Raw genomic sequence first — 18,310 nt, forward strand, 5'->3', positions numbered from 1 at the left:
TTATGCTCCCTCCTGACCGCTAGTTTTTTCCTCGATCGCTGTTTCAAGATAATCCTCATCGCCCCAGACAACATCATAGACAATATCGACTAAGGAAGAGCGAGTTACAATCCCAACAAGACGTTTTTGATCGTCAACAACTGGAACATACTTTAATCCACGTTTCAAAATACGCTGTAACGTGTCTCGTAAATAAGAATCTTTTCGTACAAAGAACACTTCGTTATGAATAATATCTCCAACGCTCGTAGCGGAGCGGCGATTGCGGTTAATGTCTTCAACATCAATAAAGCCTTTTAAGACCCCTGTGCCATCAACGACTAACAAAGTATCCACTCGTTTTTCACGCATCAATTTAATCGCTTCTGAAATTGATTTTTCAGGGGTAATTGAAATAGCTGCCCGAAGCATTACTTGTTCAACCGTTGTTTCTTCCTGTCTAGCTTGCATTAAACGTTCTTCACCAATTAAATTTTCAACAAATTCGTTGGCAGGATTTTTTAAAATATTGCTTGGCGTGTCAAATTGAATGGCTTTTCCATCATCCATAATTAAAATGCGGTTGGCTAATTTAATCGCTTCATCCATATCATGAGTAACAAAGACGATCGTTTTTCCCATTTTCTCTTGCAATTCCTTAACCAAATCTTGTAACGATTCCCGCGTAATGGGATCTAGCGCTCCAAAGGGTTCATCCATTAAGATTAAATCCTGATCTGCTGCTAAAGCCCGAACAACACCAATCCGTTGCTGCTGACCACCTGATAATTGACTAGGGTAACGATCAAGCATCTCACGAGGTAGTTCAACTAAATCGATAAATTTATCTGCAATGCGGTTCCGTTCTTCTTCCGGCCATTTCAATAATTTTGGTACCATCACAATATTTTCACGAATCGTCATATGTGGCATTAAGCCAATATTTTGAATCACGTAACCAATCCCTCGACGTAACTGGACAGGATCTTGTTTTGAAATATCCTTTCCATCGATTAAAATTTGGCCACTTGTCGGCTCAATCATGCGGTTGAGCATTCTCATGGTTGTCGTCTTACCGCTACCACTTGTTCCAATAAAACACACAAATTCCCCCTTTTCAAAGGAAATATTCACGTTGTCCACAGCCTTTTTACCACCCTTAAAGACCTTTGTAACATTTTTAAATTCAATCACACTTTTCCACTCCTTACTCTGACCGAAACACTCATTTCAAAATAATTCACTGATTACTTTGATAGGACGACCTTATTGTTTAAGATTAGAAATTAAAATAAAGCCTCGCTAAAACAAGCATATCGGCGCTTTTCTGTATTGAAATAAAATGTTGCTTCCCTTACTAGTATGGGCTATCACTCATAAAAATTCAACTTTTACAGTCTATAAATGGCGTATTTACGCATTTTAACATCTCTTTCAGCCCCTGTCATCGTAGTAAAGAAACCGCTTTATATATTTTTTTAATAAAAGTTGGTTTTTCATGACAAAAAACACCTAAAATCGGCAAATTCATGCTCAATTTTAAGTGCATTATCTAACGCTCGGCTAAACGATAACCTATCCCTACCTCTGTCAAAATATAGTGCGGATCAGCAGGATTTGCTTCCAATTTGCGTCTTATGTTTGACATATTCACTCGCAGTGCTTGATTCTCATTGACATATGGGCCCCAAACTGCCTTCATAATCACATCATGAGTAAGAACCTTTCCATGATGCTGAGCAAACAATGTTAATATTTTGTATTCCGTCGGCGTCAAATGAACCTCTACCTCGCCCATCTTGACTAGTCGACGCTCTAAATCTATGGTTAACTCACCAGTTTGAAAAAAGTTAAGGGGAACATCAATTTTTTTTCGATGACGTAATGCCGTGCGAATTCGCGCCAATAACTCAGACGTTCCAAATGGTTTGGTGATATAGTCATCGGCACCTGCATCGAGACCAGCAACCTTCTCTTGCTCATTTCCCCTGGCAGACACAATCAATACAGGAACTTCTGACCAAGTTCGGATCGTAGTTAAAACTTCTAACCCGTCCATATCCGGCAAGCCTAAGTCTAATATAATTAAGTCTGGTGACCAAGTAGCTACTAAAGATAAGCCAGTATTGCCATTTTCAGCTGTCTTAACCTGATAGTCCGCGCCTTTTAAGACTGCCGTCATAAAATTTTTAATCCCTGAATCGTCTTCAATCACTAACACTAATCCTTGTGTCATTTTTATCCCTCCTCTCTTAAGGGCAGGCTAAACCTTAAAACAGCACCGCCTTGGGAATCATTTTCGCCTGTTAAAATGCCCCCATGGGCCGCCACTATTGTCTGGCAAATTGATAAACCAATTCCCAATCCCCGTTTATTATCCACCGGAATTAACGGTTCTCCTTGAAAATTATTTTGCAGTTTTTCCAAAGTCATCTCAGATAACCCTGAACCGTGGTCGCTTACAGTAAAAACGGCCTCATTTCCTTGGCCTTCGACAGTCACCTCGATGGCTTCAATTGTCCCAGAATGTTTAATGCCATTCTCTAATAGATTAATCAGTACTTGTTCAATCAACTTACCGTCCATAGGAACCAATAATAGCTCTGATGGCGCCACAACCTTAATCGCTTGATGCTTAAATCGTTTGCGAATTCGGCTGACTGCTGCACCAACAATTTCTTCCACTGCTTCTGGCACCTTTTTCACCCGCATCGTTCCTTCATCGATCCGAGTCACAGATAACAGATTTTCAACCATGCGAATCAGCCATTCAGAGTCCTCTTTAATATCATTTAATAACTGAACTTCCAATTCGGCAGAGAGCTTTCCCTTGTTTTCCAGCATGGCAGAACTAGCCCCTAAGATGCCCGTTAATGGCGTTCGTAAATCATGAGAAATCGCTCGTAATAAGTTCCCCCGCATTTTTTCTTTTTCGTTTTCAATCATAATTCGCTGCTGCTTATCTGCCAGCTGTTGTCCTTCCAATGCCAAGGAAAGTTGTGATGTAATTAACTTCAGGAAATTATGATTTTCATGGCTTAAGGGACTTTCCTTTTTACTGAGAATCCCAATGACTCCCAACACTTGTCCGTTTGACATAATGGGCAAATAATAGCCATTTGCTCCCATTAATGTATCACTGCCAAAACCAGCCACTTTGCCATTATTAAAAACCCAATTAGCAACGCCTCTTTCGTCCTCAGATGTCAGGCGTTCCGCATCCTGAGCATGATACAGTTGAACGTCATAATTAGCATTCGACCTTTCAGGCTTTTCCGTGTAAAAGATAATGGTTTTCTCAAGCATTCGCCCTAAGTAACCAGTTGTCAAAGACACAATATCAGCCAGATTTTCGCTCCCCAACAAGTGTTGATTCAATTCATAAATCACCTCCATCCGATGTTCTTTTTCAATGGATTCAACGGCTTGTTTTTTTACACGAATCATCATATTGCTGGTAATTAGCGCCACGCTTAACATGATGATCAAGGTAATTGGATAACCCGCCTTGTAAACGGTCAGTGAAAACAACGGTTCTACAAAAAACCAATTAAATAACAAGACACTGACGATTGAAGACAATGCCCCATAGACATACCCTTCCGTTACTCGCGAAATCACTAACACCGTAAACAAATACACGATGATCACATTTTGGTCACCTAAGCCCCAGTAAAGAAAAAGTTCAGAAAAAAGTGTCCCTGCCACAAGTAACATTCCACTTTTTAATAGATCGCCAGTAGATAACCAGTTCTTTAATTGCCAGTTCCTTTTCGCTTCTTTTAATGATTGTTTTGGTCTTTTTTCTAGGTATGGAATGATATGAATGTCGACATCAGCTAGTTCACTAATTAAGACATCTTCCAGTTCTTTACGAAAAATAGGTCTAACCCACTTTTTTTGTTGGTTTTTACCGATAACAATATCGGAAATTCCTGTTATTTTTGCATAGTGAATCAAGGTTGACAGTGGATCATCTGAATTTAACGTCAGTGTTTCCGCTCCTAATTTTTCAGCTAATTCAAAACTTTCATTTAATTGTCTCTGAAGAACAACATCAGCTTCTTCGTCTTGGATAGCTAAGGCCACCCAGTCCAATCGCAAAGCGGTTGCTAAACGAGCTGTCCAGCGCAAGCATTTTTCGAAACCGCCGCGAGCTTGAGGTTCCAAATAAACTAATAATTTCCCCTGAACTTTTTTTTTCATTGGCATCGCTTCTGGGCGATTATCTAAACCAATATGATCAGCGGTTTTACGAATGGCAATTTCTCGTAACAAACTTAAATTTTCTTCTGTAAAAAAATGTGCCATGGCACGTTTAGCATTCTCAGGCTGATAAATTTTTCCTGCTGTCAAGCGACTGATTAATTCCTCAGGTTCTACATCAATTAATTTGATTAACGCTTCTTCAAAAAAACTATCTGGGACGGTTTCACTCACATGAACGCCTGTAATCGATTCTACAATATCATTTAGACTTTCCATGTGTTGAACATTCATTGTCGTATACACGTCAATTCCCGCTCGTAATAACTCCTGTATATCCTGATAACGTTTGCGATTTCGGGAGCCCGTTACATTGGTATGGGCTAATTCGTCAACTAAAATTAATTCTGGTTGTCTAACAAGGCTTTGATCAAGATCAAATTCAGTTAGGGTCATTTGACGATAACTCATCACTTTAGCAGGCAGTTGTTCCAAACCATCTAAAAGTGCCAGTGTTTCCGGACGAGCGTGGGGTTCCACATAACCAACAGCTACATCTCGCCCACGATCTTTTTGCTCCCAAGCTTCCCGTAACATGCTGTAGGTCTTCCCAACACCAGCTGCATAACCAAAAAAGACTTTTAATGACCCTCGGGATTGCCCATTTTCCCGATACTTCATTAATAGAAAATCCGGATTTGGTCGTTGTTCTTCCTTCACATTTATCCCTCCCAGAAAAATCAACAATAAACTTTAGCCCAAAAGCTAAAGTTTATCGCCTTCTTAATTAATCCTATATCCCTCTAATTCTAGATTAACACCTAAGACATTCACCCGTGCAGTTCCTATTTTACCAAATACTTGACCACTTGTATGCTTTTCAATCACTTTTCTAACTTCCAGTGGTTCAAGTTGACGAGCAGTCGCAATTCGTTGAACTTGAAATTCAGCTCCTGCTAGGCTTATTTCTGGATCAAGTCCACTCCCAGATGCTAAAACTAACTCGCTGGGGATCTCTTTTCCTTGTGGATTTGTTTTCTTTATCTCCGTCAACCGAATCATCACTAAGTCACGTTGTTCCTCACTGACAGGAGACAAATTGCTCGCTTCGTCTTCAGGTCTCCCATGTAAAAAGCTAGCACCTAGAAACGATTGTCCAATTAAATTCGAACCCACGATTCTTTTTTGACCAGTCGAATCACTTGCCTCAATTACACTTCCATTGGCTTGATTTGGAAAAATGACTTGAGCAATTCCTGTGACCAATAAGGTATAAAGACCTCCACAAATGACCGTCATAATACCTAACATTTTTAAGCTTGCTAACCAAGATTGTTTGATTTGTTTCATCTGCCTACTCTCCTTTTTATCGCCTAAACGCTCCGTTACTCAGTCAGCCTAAATGAAGCCCATTACAGTTAATCCCATATCGATTAATTTAATCGCAATAAACGGGGCAATCAACCCACCTAATCCATAAACTAGCAGATTATGACGTAACATTTTGCTAGCTGGTAATTCTTTGTAAGCCACCCCTTTTAACGACAAGGGAATCAATGCGACGATAATCAAAGCATTATAAATAATCGCTGATAATATCGCACTAGTCGGACTTGTTAAATTCATTATATTCAACTGATTCAATTGAGGGTATATGCCAAAGAATAAAACAGGTATGATGGCAAAATATTTTGCCACATCATTGGCAATACTAAATGTGGTTAATGCACCACGAGTCATGAGTAGTTGTTTGCCAATCCGAACCACATCGATTAACTTGGTCGGGCTCGAATCCAAATCAATCATATTCCCCGCTTCTTTGGCCGCTTGAGTCCCGGTATTCATGGCAACTGCCACATCAGCTTGGGCTAATGCAGGGGCATCATTGGTGCCATCACCTGTCATGGCAACTAAATGGCCTTCCTGTTGGTAATGACGAATTAATTCCAATTTAGCTTCTGGTGTCGCCTCTGCTAAGAAGTCATCCACTCCAGCTTCAGCGGCTATAGCCGCTGCGGTCATCGGGTTATCACCTGTGATCATAATCGTCTTAATTCCCATTCGACGCAAGTCTTCGAAACGTTCTTTTACGCCTGACTTCACAATATCCTTTAAATAAATCACACCAAGAACTTGACAATTTTTGGCAACGACCAATGGTGTGCCACCAAGATTCGCAATTTTAGCAACCAGTTTATCGCATTCTTCTGGATAGGTTGAGCCGTTGGCTAACACGTATTGCTTAATTGCATCAGCCGCTCCCTTACGAATCTCATCGCCTTGATAATCAATCCCACTCATTCTCGTTTTAGCTGAAAACTCAATAAACTTAGCATTGGTTTCCTTAAAGTTGCGAGCTCGAATATCAAATAACTCTTTTGCTAAAATTACAATACTCCGTCCCTCTGCTGTTTCATCTGCCATGGACGATAATTGGGCAGCATCCGCTAGATCTTTTTCTGATGCGCCTCGGACTGGTAGAAATTCGCTAGCCTTTCGATTTCCCAGTGTAATCGTTCCGGTTTTATCCAACATCAAAATATCCACATCACCTGCCGCTTCAATTGCCCGTCCACTCATGGCCAAGACATTGGCTTTATTTAAACGACTCATGCCAGCAATACCGATGGAAGAAAGCAGCGCCCCGATCGTCGTAGGTGCCAAACAAACAAGCAAGGCAATAATGGTAGTTAAAGACAATGCCTCCCCAGTTCCCGCTAACTGACTCGAAAATGCCGTATATGGCAATAAAGTAGCCGACACTACTAAAAAAATCAACGTTAAGGTAATTAATAAAATTTGCAATGAGATTTCATTTGGTGTTTTTTTCCGTGAAGATCCTTCTACCATAGCAATCATTTTATCCAAGAAACTTTCGCCACTTTCAGCTGTCACTTTAATGATTAACTCGTCAGACACTACCGTTGTCCCGCCAGTCACGGCACTGCGGTCACCGCCTGATTCACGAATAACGGGAGCAGATTCACCGGTAATAGCACTCTCATCTACTGAAGCTGCGCCTTCTACTACATCGCCATCCATCGGAATTTGTTCACCTGCAACCACATAAACCAGATCACCGCGTTTCAATTCAGATGAACTGATTTCCTGAAAATCTAATGGATTTTCTTTGATTTTAATCCGTTTGGCCATAACCTCTTTACGAGCACTCTTTAAGCTGTCTGCTTGGGCCCGTCCACGACCTTCTGCGATTGCTTCAGCAAAATTAGCAAACAAAATAGTGAGCCATAGTATCATCGTAATGGTAAAAACAAACCAAGAATCCGTGTCGCGAATACCTGCAAAACTTAAAAAGTAAAGAACCGTAGTTAAGATTGCCCCTAAATAAACAACAAACATAACTGGGTTTTCCAACTGGGTTTTTGGTGCTAATTTGACAACTGATTGTTTTAGCGCATCTTTAAAAATAGTTGTTTGTGACAGTTCTTCATTCACGTTAAACTCCACTCCTCTTTCTTATTTCATTGTTAAAAAGTCAGCAATTGGACCTAAAGCTAAAGCAGGTAAAAAACTTAAGGCACCAACTAAAATAATGACACCAAACAACATGCCAACAAAAATCCCATTGGTCGTTGATAACGTCCCTTCACTAATGGCCACCATTTTCTTTTTGGCTAAATTCTCACCCAAGAAAATAACAGCTATCATCGGAATAAAACGCACCACCAACATCGTCAAGCCGCCGACTACGTTTAAGAAAGACGTATCTGCCTGTAAACCAGCAAATGCACTACCATTATTATTGGCCAATGACGAGAAGGCGTACAGAATTTCCGAAAAGCCATGAGCTCCACTGTTGGTCAGCATGCTCTCTGCTTGTGGCCAGAGCAAAAAACTCATCGTCCCCAAGAGAGTCATTAAAGGTGGCGTCAAGACCACCAAGCAAACCATTTTCATATCAAAAGGTTCAATTTTTTTCCCTAAATATTCTGGCGTACGTCCCACTAAAAGTCCTGCAATAAAAACTGTCAAAATTAAAAACGCAATTAGCCCATATAAGCCACTACCTGCACCACCAAAAACAATTTCGCCTAACTGCATTAAGAACATGGGAATCATCCCTCCTAACGGGGTGAAACTATCCATCATGCCGTTGACCGAACCATTGGAAGCAGCTGTTGTGCTGACTGCCCAAAGCGCTGACCAACCAACACCAAACCGTGTCTCTTTCCCTTCCAAATTGCCCATATTGATCAACTCTGCAAATTCAGGACTTGTATGTAACTCGCTGAGAGTCACGCCAACTAACGCTAAGACAAAAATAATCATCGTGACGATAAAAAGTGTTCGTCCTTGTTTATGATCTTTTACAAAATAGCCAAAAGCAATTAGTAACGCCATAGGAATCAACAGGATACTGATATTCTCAACAAAGTTACTTAAAACGGTTGGGTTTTCAAAAGGATGGGCTGAGTTGCTACCAAAATATCCCCCACCATTTGTTCCCAACTGCTTAATCGCGACTTGGCTAGCAGCTGTTCCTAAATAAAGCCAACTTTTTACGCCCTTTTCCAGCGAATCATAGGCGACAGGTCCCGAAAAACTTTGAACAACACCCTGAGAAACTAAAAACAACGCAATAACGATTGAGATTGGTAATAAAATATAGAGAGTTGACTTAGTTAAATCTTGCCAAAAATTGCCGATTTCTTTTTGTTTTTTCGCCGTAAACCCTCTTAATAAAACGAAGAGAACAGAAATACCTACTGCAGCTGAGACAAAATTTTGAACGGTTAATCCAAATATTTGACTAAAGGTCGATAAAGTCGTCTCACCTGAATAAGCCTGCCAGTTTGTATTAGTAGTAAAGCTCATGGCTGTATTAAACGCTAAACTCAAACTTGTGCCCTTTAATTGAGCAGGGTTTAAAGGCAATAATCCTTGCAGTAACATAATAAGAAAGACTGCTAAAAAACTAAAAAAACTAAAAGCGATAATTGCTATCACATAGGTTTTTGCGGTCATCTTCTTCTGACTTTCTTTACCAATTAAGCGATAGGTCAACTTTTCCACTGGCTTTACTAATCGATCGAGCCAAACTTTTTGCCCAGTCATAACCTTATAGCAATATTTACCCAAAGGGATTCCTAATCCGATTAGCACCACGAGGAACAAAACATTATTAAAAATAATTGAGATCATTTTGAATCCCCCCAGAACAAGACGTAAATTAAATAACACAACAACAGCAATGCCATGAATCCACATACAACAATAATTCCATTCATCATCTTTACTCCTCTATTCAAACTTTAGATATAACGCCAAATACATTGGTCACTGATTGTCTAGTATCGGAGCTTTATCTATCCCTAGCATAACAACTTTTTAATAAAGATAGTGTTAAGAAAAAGCCTCCTGGTGTTAAGATTGCGTAAAGAAAAACCCCTTAATTAAGAGGATTCTCCTAACTAAGGGGTGGATTACATGCTGCGCCAGCTAATATTGGCTTCTGCACAAAGTGTTCCGTCTAACTTAATGCGATGCTTACTAATCAGTTGTTCTCCAGAGGCCTCTTGCCAATGACTTGTCACACTGTTGCCATAGGCTAGTTCCTTATCAAAACGAATGTTTACAAAAGTTGGTTCATGGCTGGTCAAAAAATCATAAGTTAAGCTATCGACCATCCAATCCAAATATCGGGAATTGTTAACATGTTTATTCCCATCAATATCAGAAAAACGAACCCGATACTCCCGCAACTGAGAGTCATCTTCTAAAGAAGTAATTTTTGTTCCTCGTAAAATCTTAGTAATTTTTTCACAGTCATACACATCTATAATTTCCTGCGGCACACTTGTCATCTTCCTAGTTTCTAAATCCATTAAGACAAAGGTAGAACTAATCGCCACACACTCATGACCACTTTCGTCGTGAATCCAAAAATTCCGATAGCAGAAGTATTTATTATATGAGGTTGCCTGAGTACTTACTGACACTATTTCCTCCGTTTTAGGTAAGCGAGTCACGGTCATCTCGTGTTGAGTTATAACCCAGCCTAACCCCAAGCTATTAACAAAGTCTGACCCTCTATTCAAAGCTTCACTTTGTGATTCAGATGTTTTTATGACGATGTTTAAAAGCATCGGTAGCGTTAGCTTACCTGTGACATCACATTCATAAAATTGAATTTCATGTTTTTCTGTAAATTTAGTTGCCATTCTAGTCACCCTATCTTCATATCAATTCTCTCTACTATATCATAAATCAACTGATAATCTCTAGAATAAACCTAGAAAAAAATCCTCCTTCACTTAACATTCGGCATATTTCAACATGTTTTTCCTGCTAGTGTCGGCTATAATAAAAATTACCACATGGAGGTAGAAATGATGGAAGTCATTATTGCAGATTGTGTTATTTACATTGAGATTCACTTAAACAGTTACTGGTCTTTAACGGAATTAGCGGAACGGTATCATTATTCGCCATTTCATTTCTCTCATTTTTTCAAAGAGGTCACTGGTTTTACATTGGCTGCGTACATCTGCAACGCAGATTATGTCAGACCCGTTACGAGATTTATCAAGGGGCTCCCAAGCAACAAACAGCCCTCAATTACGGGTTTCAAAGTTACTCAGGCTTTTATCGAGCCTTTGCTCAAGTCTACGATTGTGGCCCAAAAGACTACCTAAACATTCATCCGATTAACAAACCGGGTTGTCCGAATATTTTAGAGAGAGGTCAAGTTATGTATACAAAAAAAGAACTGATCAACATCATCACTACCAATTGGAACTTTCCAACCGTTCAATCCCTCAAAGGATTAGACACCAATAAAGACCATCTTATTTGGTCTGTTAATCAACATCACATTAAAAAAAGAGCAATATGATGAATGAATCAAACATGCCCAGATATGCAATGGTCTTATTAAGCACGGAATCCCAAGTCAAAAGGTCTGTTTGACGAAAGAAGGTCAAGGCATTTCACAATTAGCCGAAGGAAATTTTATTTTGATGACGCGATTAAAGGGACTACCGTTGTCGATGTCGGAGCTATCTTTTGAAAAATCAGCGTTATATGCTAAAGAACAGGGACAGACATTAGCCAAACGCCATCAAGTATTGAAGCACTTCGATCAAGAGACCGTTGAAACCTATTACCTAGTCACAACCTTAGAGAATTGGGCCTTACCTGAAACGCAAAAGGTCATTCGACTGTGGCAGCACGAGTTACCAGACACATTTTAAAAAAATCTGCTAACAAAATCAAAAGAATTATTTCCAGAACTTCCTCAGCAAATAATTCACCGGGATCCTACCCCTGGAAATATTCTCTTTACAGGCAATCACGTATCAGGGTTTATCGATTTTGATATTTCTGTCAAAAGTCAAAGACTTTTTGATCTTTGTTATATGGGAACTGCGATTCTATCTCAGGTTACAAACGAAAGCCAGTATCGCCAATGGCCAATCCTGTTCCAAGAAGTTGTCAATGGCTATCATCAGAAAACAGCACTAACTGCTAGCGAAGGAGAGGCAATCTTCACCATGCTTTGCACGATACAACTGATTGCCATTGCTTACTTCAGTCATGTTAGTGAATGGCAAGACTTTGCCAACATTAATCGGAAAAACCTCGTTTATCTTTACCCTATTCGCAAGGAGATCGAAAGCATCTCAATTTATTAAGTAATCCCCCTTTTAGCGTGCGCTCCTCTTACAATTATTATCATATTGAGAAATCAGCGGAGTATAAAACTGCTTCTCTGCTGTTTGGCGAGCTTCATGAGCTGCTTCTCGGGTATCGTAATTTCCCAAATGAAATTGTTCTCCCTGGAACGTGATGTCAGCTCGCCATTTTGGGCTGTTGTGGCAACGACTAACACCGCGAAAACCACTTGTATTATTACAATTAACCGTCGTTGATTTAATTAATTCAATCGCCGTTCCATTGACAATTGTTAGCGGAGAAACGGCTTTTAGACAGCCACAACTTTGGGTATGCCCATTGCGCAAATTATAATAATAAACAATGGCTTGATTGCCACATTCGCACTGGCATACCCATTTGGTTTGATTGCTTAATTCTGCCATTGGTTGAATAGCTCTTAGTTTCCCAAAAAGTTGTTGTCGAATATTTAAGTGAGCCGCTTTGACATGCCCGCAATCTTTACGGTATTGGCGAATTAATTGTCTTCTAGAAGCTTTGACTTCCTTGCCGCAAGAGCAACTACACAGCCAGACTACAGTCCCTTCTTTCCGTTCTTCAGTTGCCGATACGACAGTTAATTCACCAAAAACCTGACCTGCCAAGTCATAATAACGTGGCTTATTCAACTTACTTTTGATACCAGCAGACATCATATAATCATTCCTCCATCTAGTTTAAAGGGCTATCAGTAAAAACTAGCCTCCCTATAATTTTGTTCATTTCATCACTTAAGTCGTTATCAGGAAATAAATTCCCCTCACTTTTATAGTCGGTTATTTTCCTTAACTATTAAGGAATGGACTTCCAATAAACATTTCCACATAACATTGGATTCGTTTTCATTTATAAGAATCTGTCATTAAGATTGCGAGATACGCGTAAAATCTGATAGAATAGGGAATGAAAGTGAGGTCAAGTACTATGACTCCTAATAAAGAAGACTACCTAAAACTGATATTTGAATTAGGTGGCTATGATAAAAAAATAAATAATAAATCGATTGTAGCAGGTTTAAACGTCTCTGCTGCCTCTGTTAGCGAAATGATATCGAAACTTGAAAAAGATGGATTTGTGAAACATTCGCCTTATCAAGGGGTTCAATTGACGGATGCTGGCTTACAACACGCTAGCACTCTGGTAAGAAAACATCGTCTATGGGAAGTATTTCTTGTTAACCATTTAGATTACGCCTGGAATGAAGTACACGTTGAAGCGGAAGTTTTGGAACATGTCACCTCGGAAGAGCTGGCTAATCGCTTGGAAGCTTACCTTGAATTTCCCACAGTTTGTCCTCATGGTGGTGTCATCCCCGGTAACAATCAACCTATTCAAGAACAAAATTTCAAACCCTTAAGCGATGTTCAGCTGAACCAGCGAATTCGTATTGAACGGGTCATCGATGAAACCGAACTCCTTGATTATTTAGCAAGTATCAAGCTAGGGATTCATGCCATTGTAACGGTCAAAACAATTGGTGCCTATGAAGGCCCTCTCACATTAATCGATGAGGATGGTCAAAAGTTTCACGTTAGTTATAAAGCAGCTCATAATATTTTTGTCAGTGACCAATAACCTCGCTTCTTGAGTTTTTTTTCTATGACTTCTGATCTTCATAAGTGTTTTGAAAATAAATAACAGGAAATAAGGTCGTTTATTCTTGCTTTGCCTTAACTAAACCAGTAAAATATACCTAATGTAATAATTTTATAAATTTTCAGTTAACTTAATGAAAAATTTCATATTTACTTATTTTTGGAAAGTGAGGAGTCGATATATATGTCAAATGAACAAATCGCATTATTTACGATTTTCGGAGGAACAGGCGACTTAGCCCAACGTAAGCTTTACCCATCATTGTTCCGTCTATTTAGAAAAGGCTTCTTAAAAGAACGATTCGCAGTAATCGGTACGGCTCGTCGAGAATGGACTCACGACTATTATCGAGATATTGTCCGAGGAACCATTGCAGAACTAGAACCCACTGAAAAAGAATTAGCCGACTTTACGAGCCACTTCTATTATCAAGCTCACAATGTAACCGACACCGAGCACTATCACAATCTAAAAGTCTTGGCAACTGAGCTGGACAGTAAGTATCAATTAAATAATAATCGAATGTTTTACTTAGCCATGGCGCCTAATTTCTTTGGTGTCATCACTGAACATTTAAAATCCGAGGAAATCATCACAGAAAATGGCTTTAATCGTCTGATTATTGAGAAGCCCTTTGGAACAGACTATCAATCAGCTGAAAAATTAAACAATGAAATTAGAGCAGTGTTTGAAGAAGACCAAATTTTCCGAATTGACCATTATTTAGGAAAAGAGATGATTCAAAATATTTCTGCTGTTCGTTTCGGCAACAACATCTTTGAATCCCTATGGAACAACAAGTATATCGATAATATCCAAGTCACTTTGTCAGAGTCTCTTGGTGTTGAAGAACGAGGTGGCTATTACGACAAGAGTGGTGCCTTAAAAGACATGGTACAAAACCATATCTTACAAGTTGTCTCACTTCTTGTGATGGAGCCTCCTGCTATATTCTCAGAGAAGACCATTCGTGAAGAAAAAGTCAAAGCCTTAAATTCGATTCGTGTCTATTCAGAAGACGAAGCTAAAAAGAACTTTGTTCGGGGGCAATACGGAGCTGGACACTTAGACGGCAAATCATTTGTCGGTTACCGCGAGGAAACAAATGTGGACACTGATTCCCATACCGAAACCTTTGTAGCTGGGAAGCTAGTCGTTGATAATTTTAGATGGCGTGGTGTTCCTTTTTACATTCGAACAGGCAAACAATTAACGGAAAAAGGAACGCGAATCAATATCGTCTTCAAACCTACTCCAATTAATGTGTTTCGTGATCCTAGTGAAAATGCCTGCGATGCTGAAGATATCCCACGCAATATTCTAACGATTTATATTCAACCGACCGAAGGATTCCAGTTAACGCTAAATGGTAAGGAAATTGGCGCTGGCTTTAACATCGATCCCATTAAATTAGATTACCGTCATTCTGCTGAGTCTCTGGACAATAGCCCTGAAGCTTATGAGAAGCTGATTCTGGACTGCTTGCAAGGCGACGGCACTAACTTTACCCATTGGGACGAAGTAGCTCAATCATGGCGCATTGTGGACGTTATTAGACAGGCATGGGATAAAGAGACACCTGACTTCCCTAACTATCCTAGTGGCACCATGGGACCTCAGTGCGCTTTTGATCTCCTAGCTCGAGACAGCTTTGAATGGATTTGGCATCCTGACGAGTGGTACCGTGAGCACGGTAAACTTTAACAATCTAAAACAAGACCTAAGCGAATCGCTCAGGTCTTGTTTTTTTATGGTTTATACGAATCCTTCAGCTACTGCTTCTGGGAAGTTTGCTTCAACGATTTCCGCACAACGATGACAAAGAGTTGGTAATTCTTCATGACTACCAACATCTTCTTTGACAGCACGGCAACGATCACAGGTTTCTCCTGTTGCTTTTTCAACTAGGATTGCCATATCATTAAAGACATGGGCTTCTGCAGGTACTTCAGAACCAACAGAAGCAATTTCAACTTGTGAAACAATCAGTAATTGATCCAACTTAGCATCAAGTGCTTTAATCAATACGTTGATTGGTTCACTTGGGAAAATAGTCATCTTCGCTTCAAACGATTTACCAATTAATTTCGCATTACGGGCTTCTTCCAACGTTTTAAGCGCATTGTCTCTCAAATCCATAAAAGCATCCCACATATCCATTAATTCCTCTTGATTTGGAAATTCCTGATAGCCAGGCAATTCAGCTAATTGGACATACTCTTCTTCTTCTTTTAAATGACTCCAAATTTCTTCAGAAGTGTGTGGTAAGATTGGCGTTAACAATTTAGTTAACGTCACTAAAGTTTCATAGAAAACAGTTTGCATGCAACGACGCTCTGCATTATCTTCCGCTTCAATATAAACAACATCCTTAGCAAAATCCAAGTAGAATGACGACAAATCATTGGTACAGAAATTAACAACAGTTTTATAAATAGTTGAGAAGGAATATTTGTCATACCCTTTTTCACGAATTTGCTTCGTAATCTGATTCAAACGAACCATCATGTATTTATCAACAGATCGTAAATCATCATACTTGACACCATGCTCAGCTGGTACAAAATCAGTTGTATTCGCCAATAAGAAACGCATGGTATTTCTGATTTTACGGTAAACTTCAGAAATTTGATTCAACGTATTCATATCCACACGAACATCCGACTCATAATCAACACTGGCAACCCAAAGTCGTAAGATATCAGCGCCCATTTGCTTCATAACTTTACCAGGTTCAATCGTATTGCCAAGTGATTTACTTTGTTTGCGACCTTGTGGGTCCAAAGTAAAGCCTTGAGATAATACAGCTTTGTATGGCGCTACACCATTGATTGCCACACTCGTTGTAATACTGGAGTTGAACCAGCCACGGTATTGGTCAGAACCCTCTAAGTACATATCCGCCGGGAAACTTAGATTATCGCGCCCACGAAGAACCGCTTCATGAGAAGATCCGGAATCAAACCAAACATCCATAATGTCATTTTCCTTAGTAAATTGGCCATTTGGACTGCCTTCATGAGTAAACCCTAAAGGTAATAACGCCTTTGCTTCACGTTCAAACCAAACACGAGAGCCTTCTTTTGCAAAAATATCAGCCACATGTTCAATGGTTTCTGGTGTTAAAATAGGTTCGCCATTTTCCGCATAAAAAATTGGCAATGGTACACCCCACGCGCGTTGACGAGAAATAACCCAATCGCCACGGTCACGTACCATATTATAAAGACGGGTTTTCCCCCAAGGCAAAATCCAATCAACTTTCTCAACTTCTGATAAAATATTGTCACGGAACTTATCGATTGAAGCAAACCATTGCGGCGTTGCTCGGAAGATTACCGGTTTCTTAGTACGCCAGTCATGAGGGTAGCTATGGGTAAAGAAGTCTAATTTCAATAAGGCCCCTTTTTCCTCTAACAACTCGGTAATCAGAGGATTCGCTTTATCATAAAAGACACCTTCAAAACCAGGTGCTTCCGCTGTAAAGATACCTCGATTATCAACAGGTGATAAAATATCCAAGTTATATCGTTTACCAACCAAATAATCATCTTCACCATGGCCAGGAGCAGTGTGCACTAAACCAGTCCCCGCATCCAAGGTCACATGATCTCCTAACATCACTAATGACTCACGATCATAAAAGGGATGTTGTGCAGTCATATTTTCTAAGTCTGACCCAGCAATTTCTTCTAAACTTTCAACTACTTCCCAACCAATAGCTTCTTTAACTGTTTCCAATAAATCTTTCGCCACCACAAACTTTTTACCATTGGCTTTAACCACCAAATATTTATAGTCTGGGTTGACAGAAATACCTAAGTTAGCCGGTAAGGTCCAAGGTGTCGTCGTCCAAATAACAAATGACGTATCAGATGTTAATTTGCCTTTACCATCCTTAACCGGAAAAGCCACATAAATAGAGGCAGACTTAACATCCTTGTATTCAATTTCAGCTTCAGCTAGTGACGACTCACTTGAAGGAGACCAGTAAATCGGTTTTAATCCTTTATAGATATAACCTTTTTCTGCCATTTTGCCAAACACACGAATTTGCGCTGCTTCATAATCAGGTGTTAATGTCACATAAGGATTATCCCATTCACCAGCTACCCCTAAACGTTTAAAGTCTGCTCGTTGTGTGTCAACTTGCGTCAACGCATACTCTTCACATTTTTTTAAATACTCAGCACGAGACATTTCTTTACGGTTGACGCCTTTATTGGTTAGAACTTGTTCAATTGGCAAACCATGTGTATCCCATCCAGGAACATATGGAGCACGAAATCCTGACATTGATTTTGACCGAACAATGATGTCCTTGCTAATCTTGTTTAAAGCATGTCCAAGATGGATGTTGCCATTCGCATATGGAGGTCCATCATGTAAAATAAAACTCGGTTTTCCTTCGTTAAGATCTTGACGCTTTTCGTAAATTTGTTTGTCTTCCCAATCTTTTTGCCATTCTTCTTCTCTAACAGGCAAGTTACCACGCATTGGAAAATCAGTTTTTCCCAATTGTAATGTTTCTTTCATTTTCATGGCTGTCTTCTCTCCTCATTTTAAATCTTCATTTTCAATTAAATAAACATGATTAACACATCTTATAATAGGGCACTTATCAAAAGCGTATTAAACAAAAAAGTACTTCTCCCCTTAATAGGGACGAAGTACTCGCGTTACCACCCAGATTTAGAATATAACACTATACATGTTAAATTCCCTCTATCATTCGTAACGTGAATGATACGTTAATTGCTACTTAATTTCACAACTAAAGGCAATGAAAGATAGTTCAATCAAAGAGAGTCTACCGATCTTCCACTGTCATCGGCTCGCTATAAGAATCATTGAT

Annotated in this window: 14 protein-coding genes and 1 pseudogene; 6 read left to right on the plus strand and 9 right to left on the minus strand. The window is 39.6% G+C overall.

The genetic code is table 11. From position 1 onward, the window contains the following. The 7 genes from RWN13_RS02660 to RWN13_RS02690 form a co-directional block, all read right to left on the minus strand. Nucleotides 1-1,173, minus strand: coding sequence for a betaine/proline/choline family ABC transporter ATP-binding protein (locus RWN13_RS02660; protein WP_314060233.1), 1,173 nt, complete (start codon nt 1,171-1,173; stop codon nt 1-3). Nucleotides 1,174-1,531: 358 nt separating this feature from the next. Then, nucleotides 1,532-2,215: a response regulator transcription factor gene (locus RWN13_RS02665; protein WP_314060235.1), complete on the minus strand. Its 684-nt coding sequence runs from the start codon at nt 2,213-2,215 to the stop codon at nt 1,532-1,534. 2 nt (nt 2,216-2,217) lie between these two features. Then, nucleotides 2,218-4,905, minus strand: coding sequence for a sensor histidine kinase KdpD (locus RWN13_RS02670; protein WP_314060236.1), 2,688 nt, complete (start codon nt 4,903-4,905; stop codon nt 2,218-2,220). Nucleotides 4,906-4,968: 63 nt separating this feature from the next. Then, complete coding sequence (locus RWN13_RS02675; protein ID WP_314060238.1) at nt 4,969-5,535, minus strand: potassium-transporting ATPase subunit C; 567 nt, start codon at nt 5,533-5,535, stop codon at nt 4,969-4,971. 48 nt (nt 5,536-5,583) lie between these two features. Next, nucleotides 5,584-7,641, minus strand: a complete 2,058-nt coding sequence (gene kdpB, locus RWN13_RS02680) for a potassium-transporting ATPase subunit KdpB (RefSeq protein WP_314060240.1) — start codon at nt 7,639-7,641, stop codon at nt 5,584-5,586. A 21-nt stretch (nt 7,642-7,662) separates the two neighbouring features. After that, nucleotides 7,663-9,348 carry a potassium-transporting ATPase subunit KdpA gene (gene kdpA, locus RWN13_RS02685; protein WP_314060241.1) on the minus strand — a complete coding sequence of 562 codons (1,686 nt, stop codon included), beginning with the start codon at nt 9,346-9,348 and terminating at the stop codon, nt 7,663-7,665. A gap of 281 nt (nt 9,349-9,629) precedes the next feature. Further along, entirely contained in the window at nt 9,630-10,367 is a 738-nt protein-coding gene (locus RWN13_RS02690) for an acyl-ACP thioesterase domain-containing protein (RefSeq protein WP_314060244.1), read from the minus strand. Between the two features lie 168 nt (nt 10,368-10,535). On the opposite strand from RWN13_RS02690, the gene RWN13_RS02695 reads away from it, so the two are divergent. The 4 genes and pseudogenes from RWN13_RS02695 to RWN13_RS23610 all read left to right on the plus strand — a co-directional run bounded on the left by RWN13_RS02695 (nt 10,536) and on the right by RWN13_RS23610 (nt 11,840). Beyond that, nucleotides 10,536-10,841, plus strand: coding sequence for an AraC family transcriptional regulator (locus RWN13_RS02695; protein WP_314060246.1), 306 nt, complete (start codon nt 10,536-10,538; stop codon nt 10,839-10,841). A gap of 270 nt (nt 10,842-11,111) precedes the next feature. After that, on the plus strand, nt 11,112-11,399 hold the full coding sequence (locus tag RWN13_RS02700) for a hypothetical protein (protein WP_314060247.1): 288 nt from the start codon (nt 11,112-11,114) through the stop codon (nt 11,397-11,399). Nucleotides 11,400-11,405: 6 nt separating this feature from the next. Continuing rightward, nucleotides 11,406-11,564: pseudogene (locus tag RWN13_RS23605) on the plus strand (phosphotransferase); the annotation flags it as partial. Then, complete coding sequence (locus RWN13_RS23610) at nt 11,565-11,840, plus strand: hypothetical protein (RefSeq protein ID WP_399553625.1); 276 nt, start codon at nt 11,565-11,567, stop codon at nt 11,838-11,840. A gap of 12 nt (nt 11,841-11,852) precedes the next feature. Here RWN13_RS23610 and RWN13_RS02710 read toward each other — a convergent pair whose 3' ends face one another. Continuing rightward, nucleotides 11,853-12,515 (minus strand): AP2 domain-containing protein, encoded by a 663-nt coding sequence (locus tag RWN13_RS02710; RefSeq protein WP_314060248.1) that lies wholly within the window; start codon nt 12,513-12,515, stop codon nt 11,853-11,855. A 268-nt stretch (nt 12,516-12,783) separates the two neighbouring features. On the opposite strand from RWN13_RS02710, the gene RWN13_RS02715 reads away from it, so the two are divergent. Beyond that, on the plus strand, nt 12,784-13,434 hold the full coding sequence (locus RWN13_RS02715) for a metal-dependent transcriptional regulator (RefSeq protein ID WP_314060249.1): 651 nt from the start codon (nt 12,784-12,786) through the stop codon (nt 13,432-13,434). Between the two features lie 204 nt (nt 13,435-13,638). Beyond that, nucleotides 13,639-15,159: a glucose-6-phosphate dehydrogenase gene (zwf, locus tag RWN13_RS02720; protein WP_314060251.1), complete on the plus strand. Its 1,521-nt coding sequence runs from the start codon at nt 13,639-13,641 to the stop codon at nt 15,157-15,159. A gap of 51 nt (nt 15,160-15,210) precedes the next feature. Here the strand turns inward: zwf and ileS are convergent, their stop codons facing one another. Beyond that, the gene (gene ileS, locus RWN13_RS02725) at nt 15,211-17,997 is read right to left on the minus strand and encodes an isoleucine--tRNA ligase (protein WP_314060252.1); all 2,787 of its coding nucleotides are present in this window, start codon (nt 17,995-17,997) and stop codon (nt 15,211-15,213) included. Between the last annotated feature and the right edge of the window lie 313 nt (nt 17,998-18,310).

Source organism: uncultured Vagococcus sp. (assembly GCF_963518325.1).
GTDB lineage: Bacteria > Bacillota > Bacilli > Lactobacillales > Vagococcaceae > Vagococcus_D.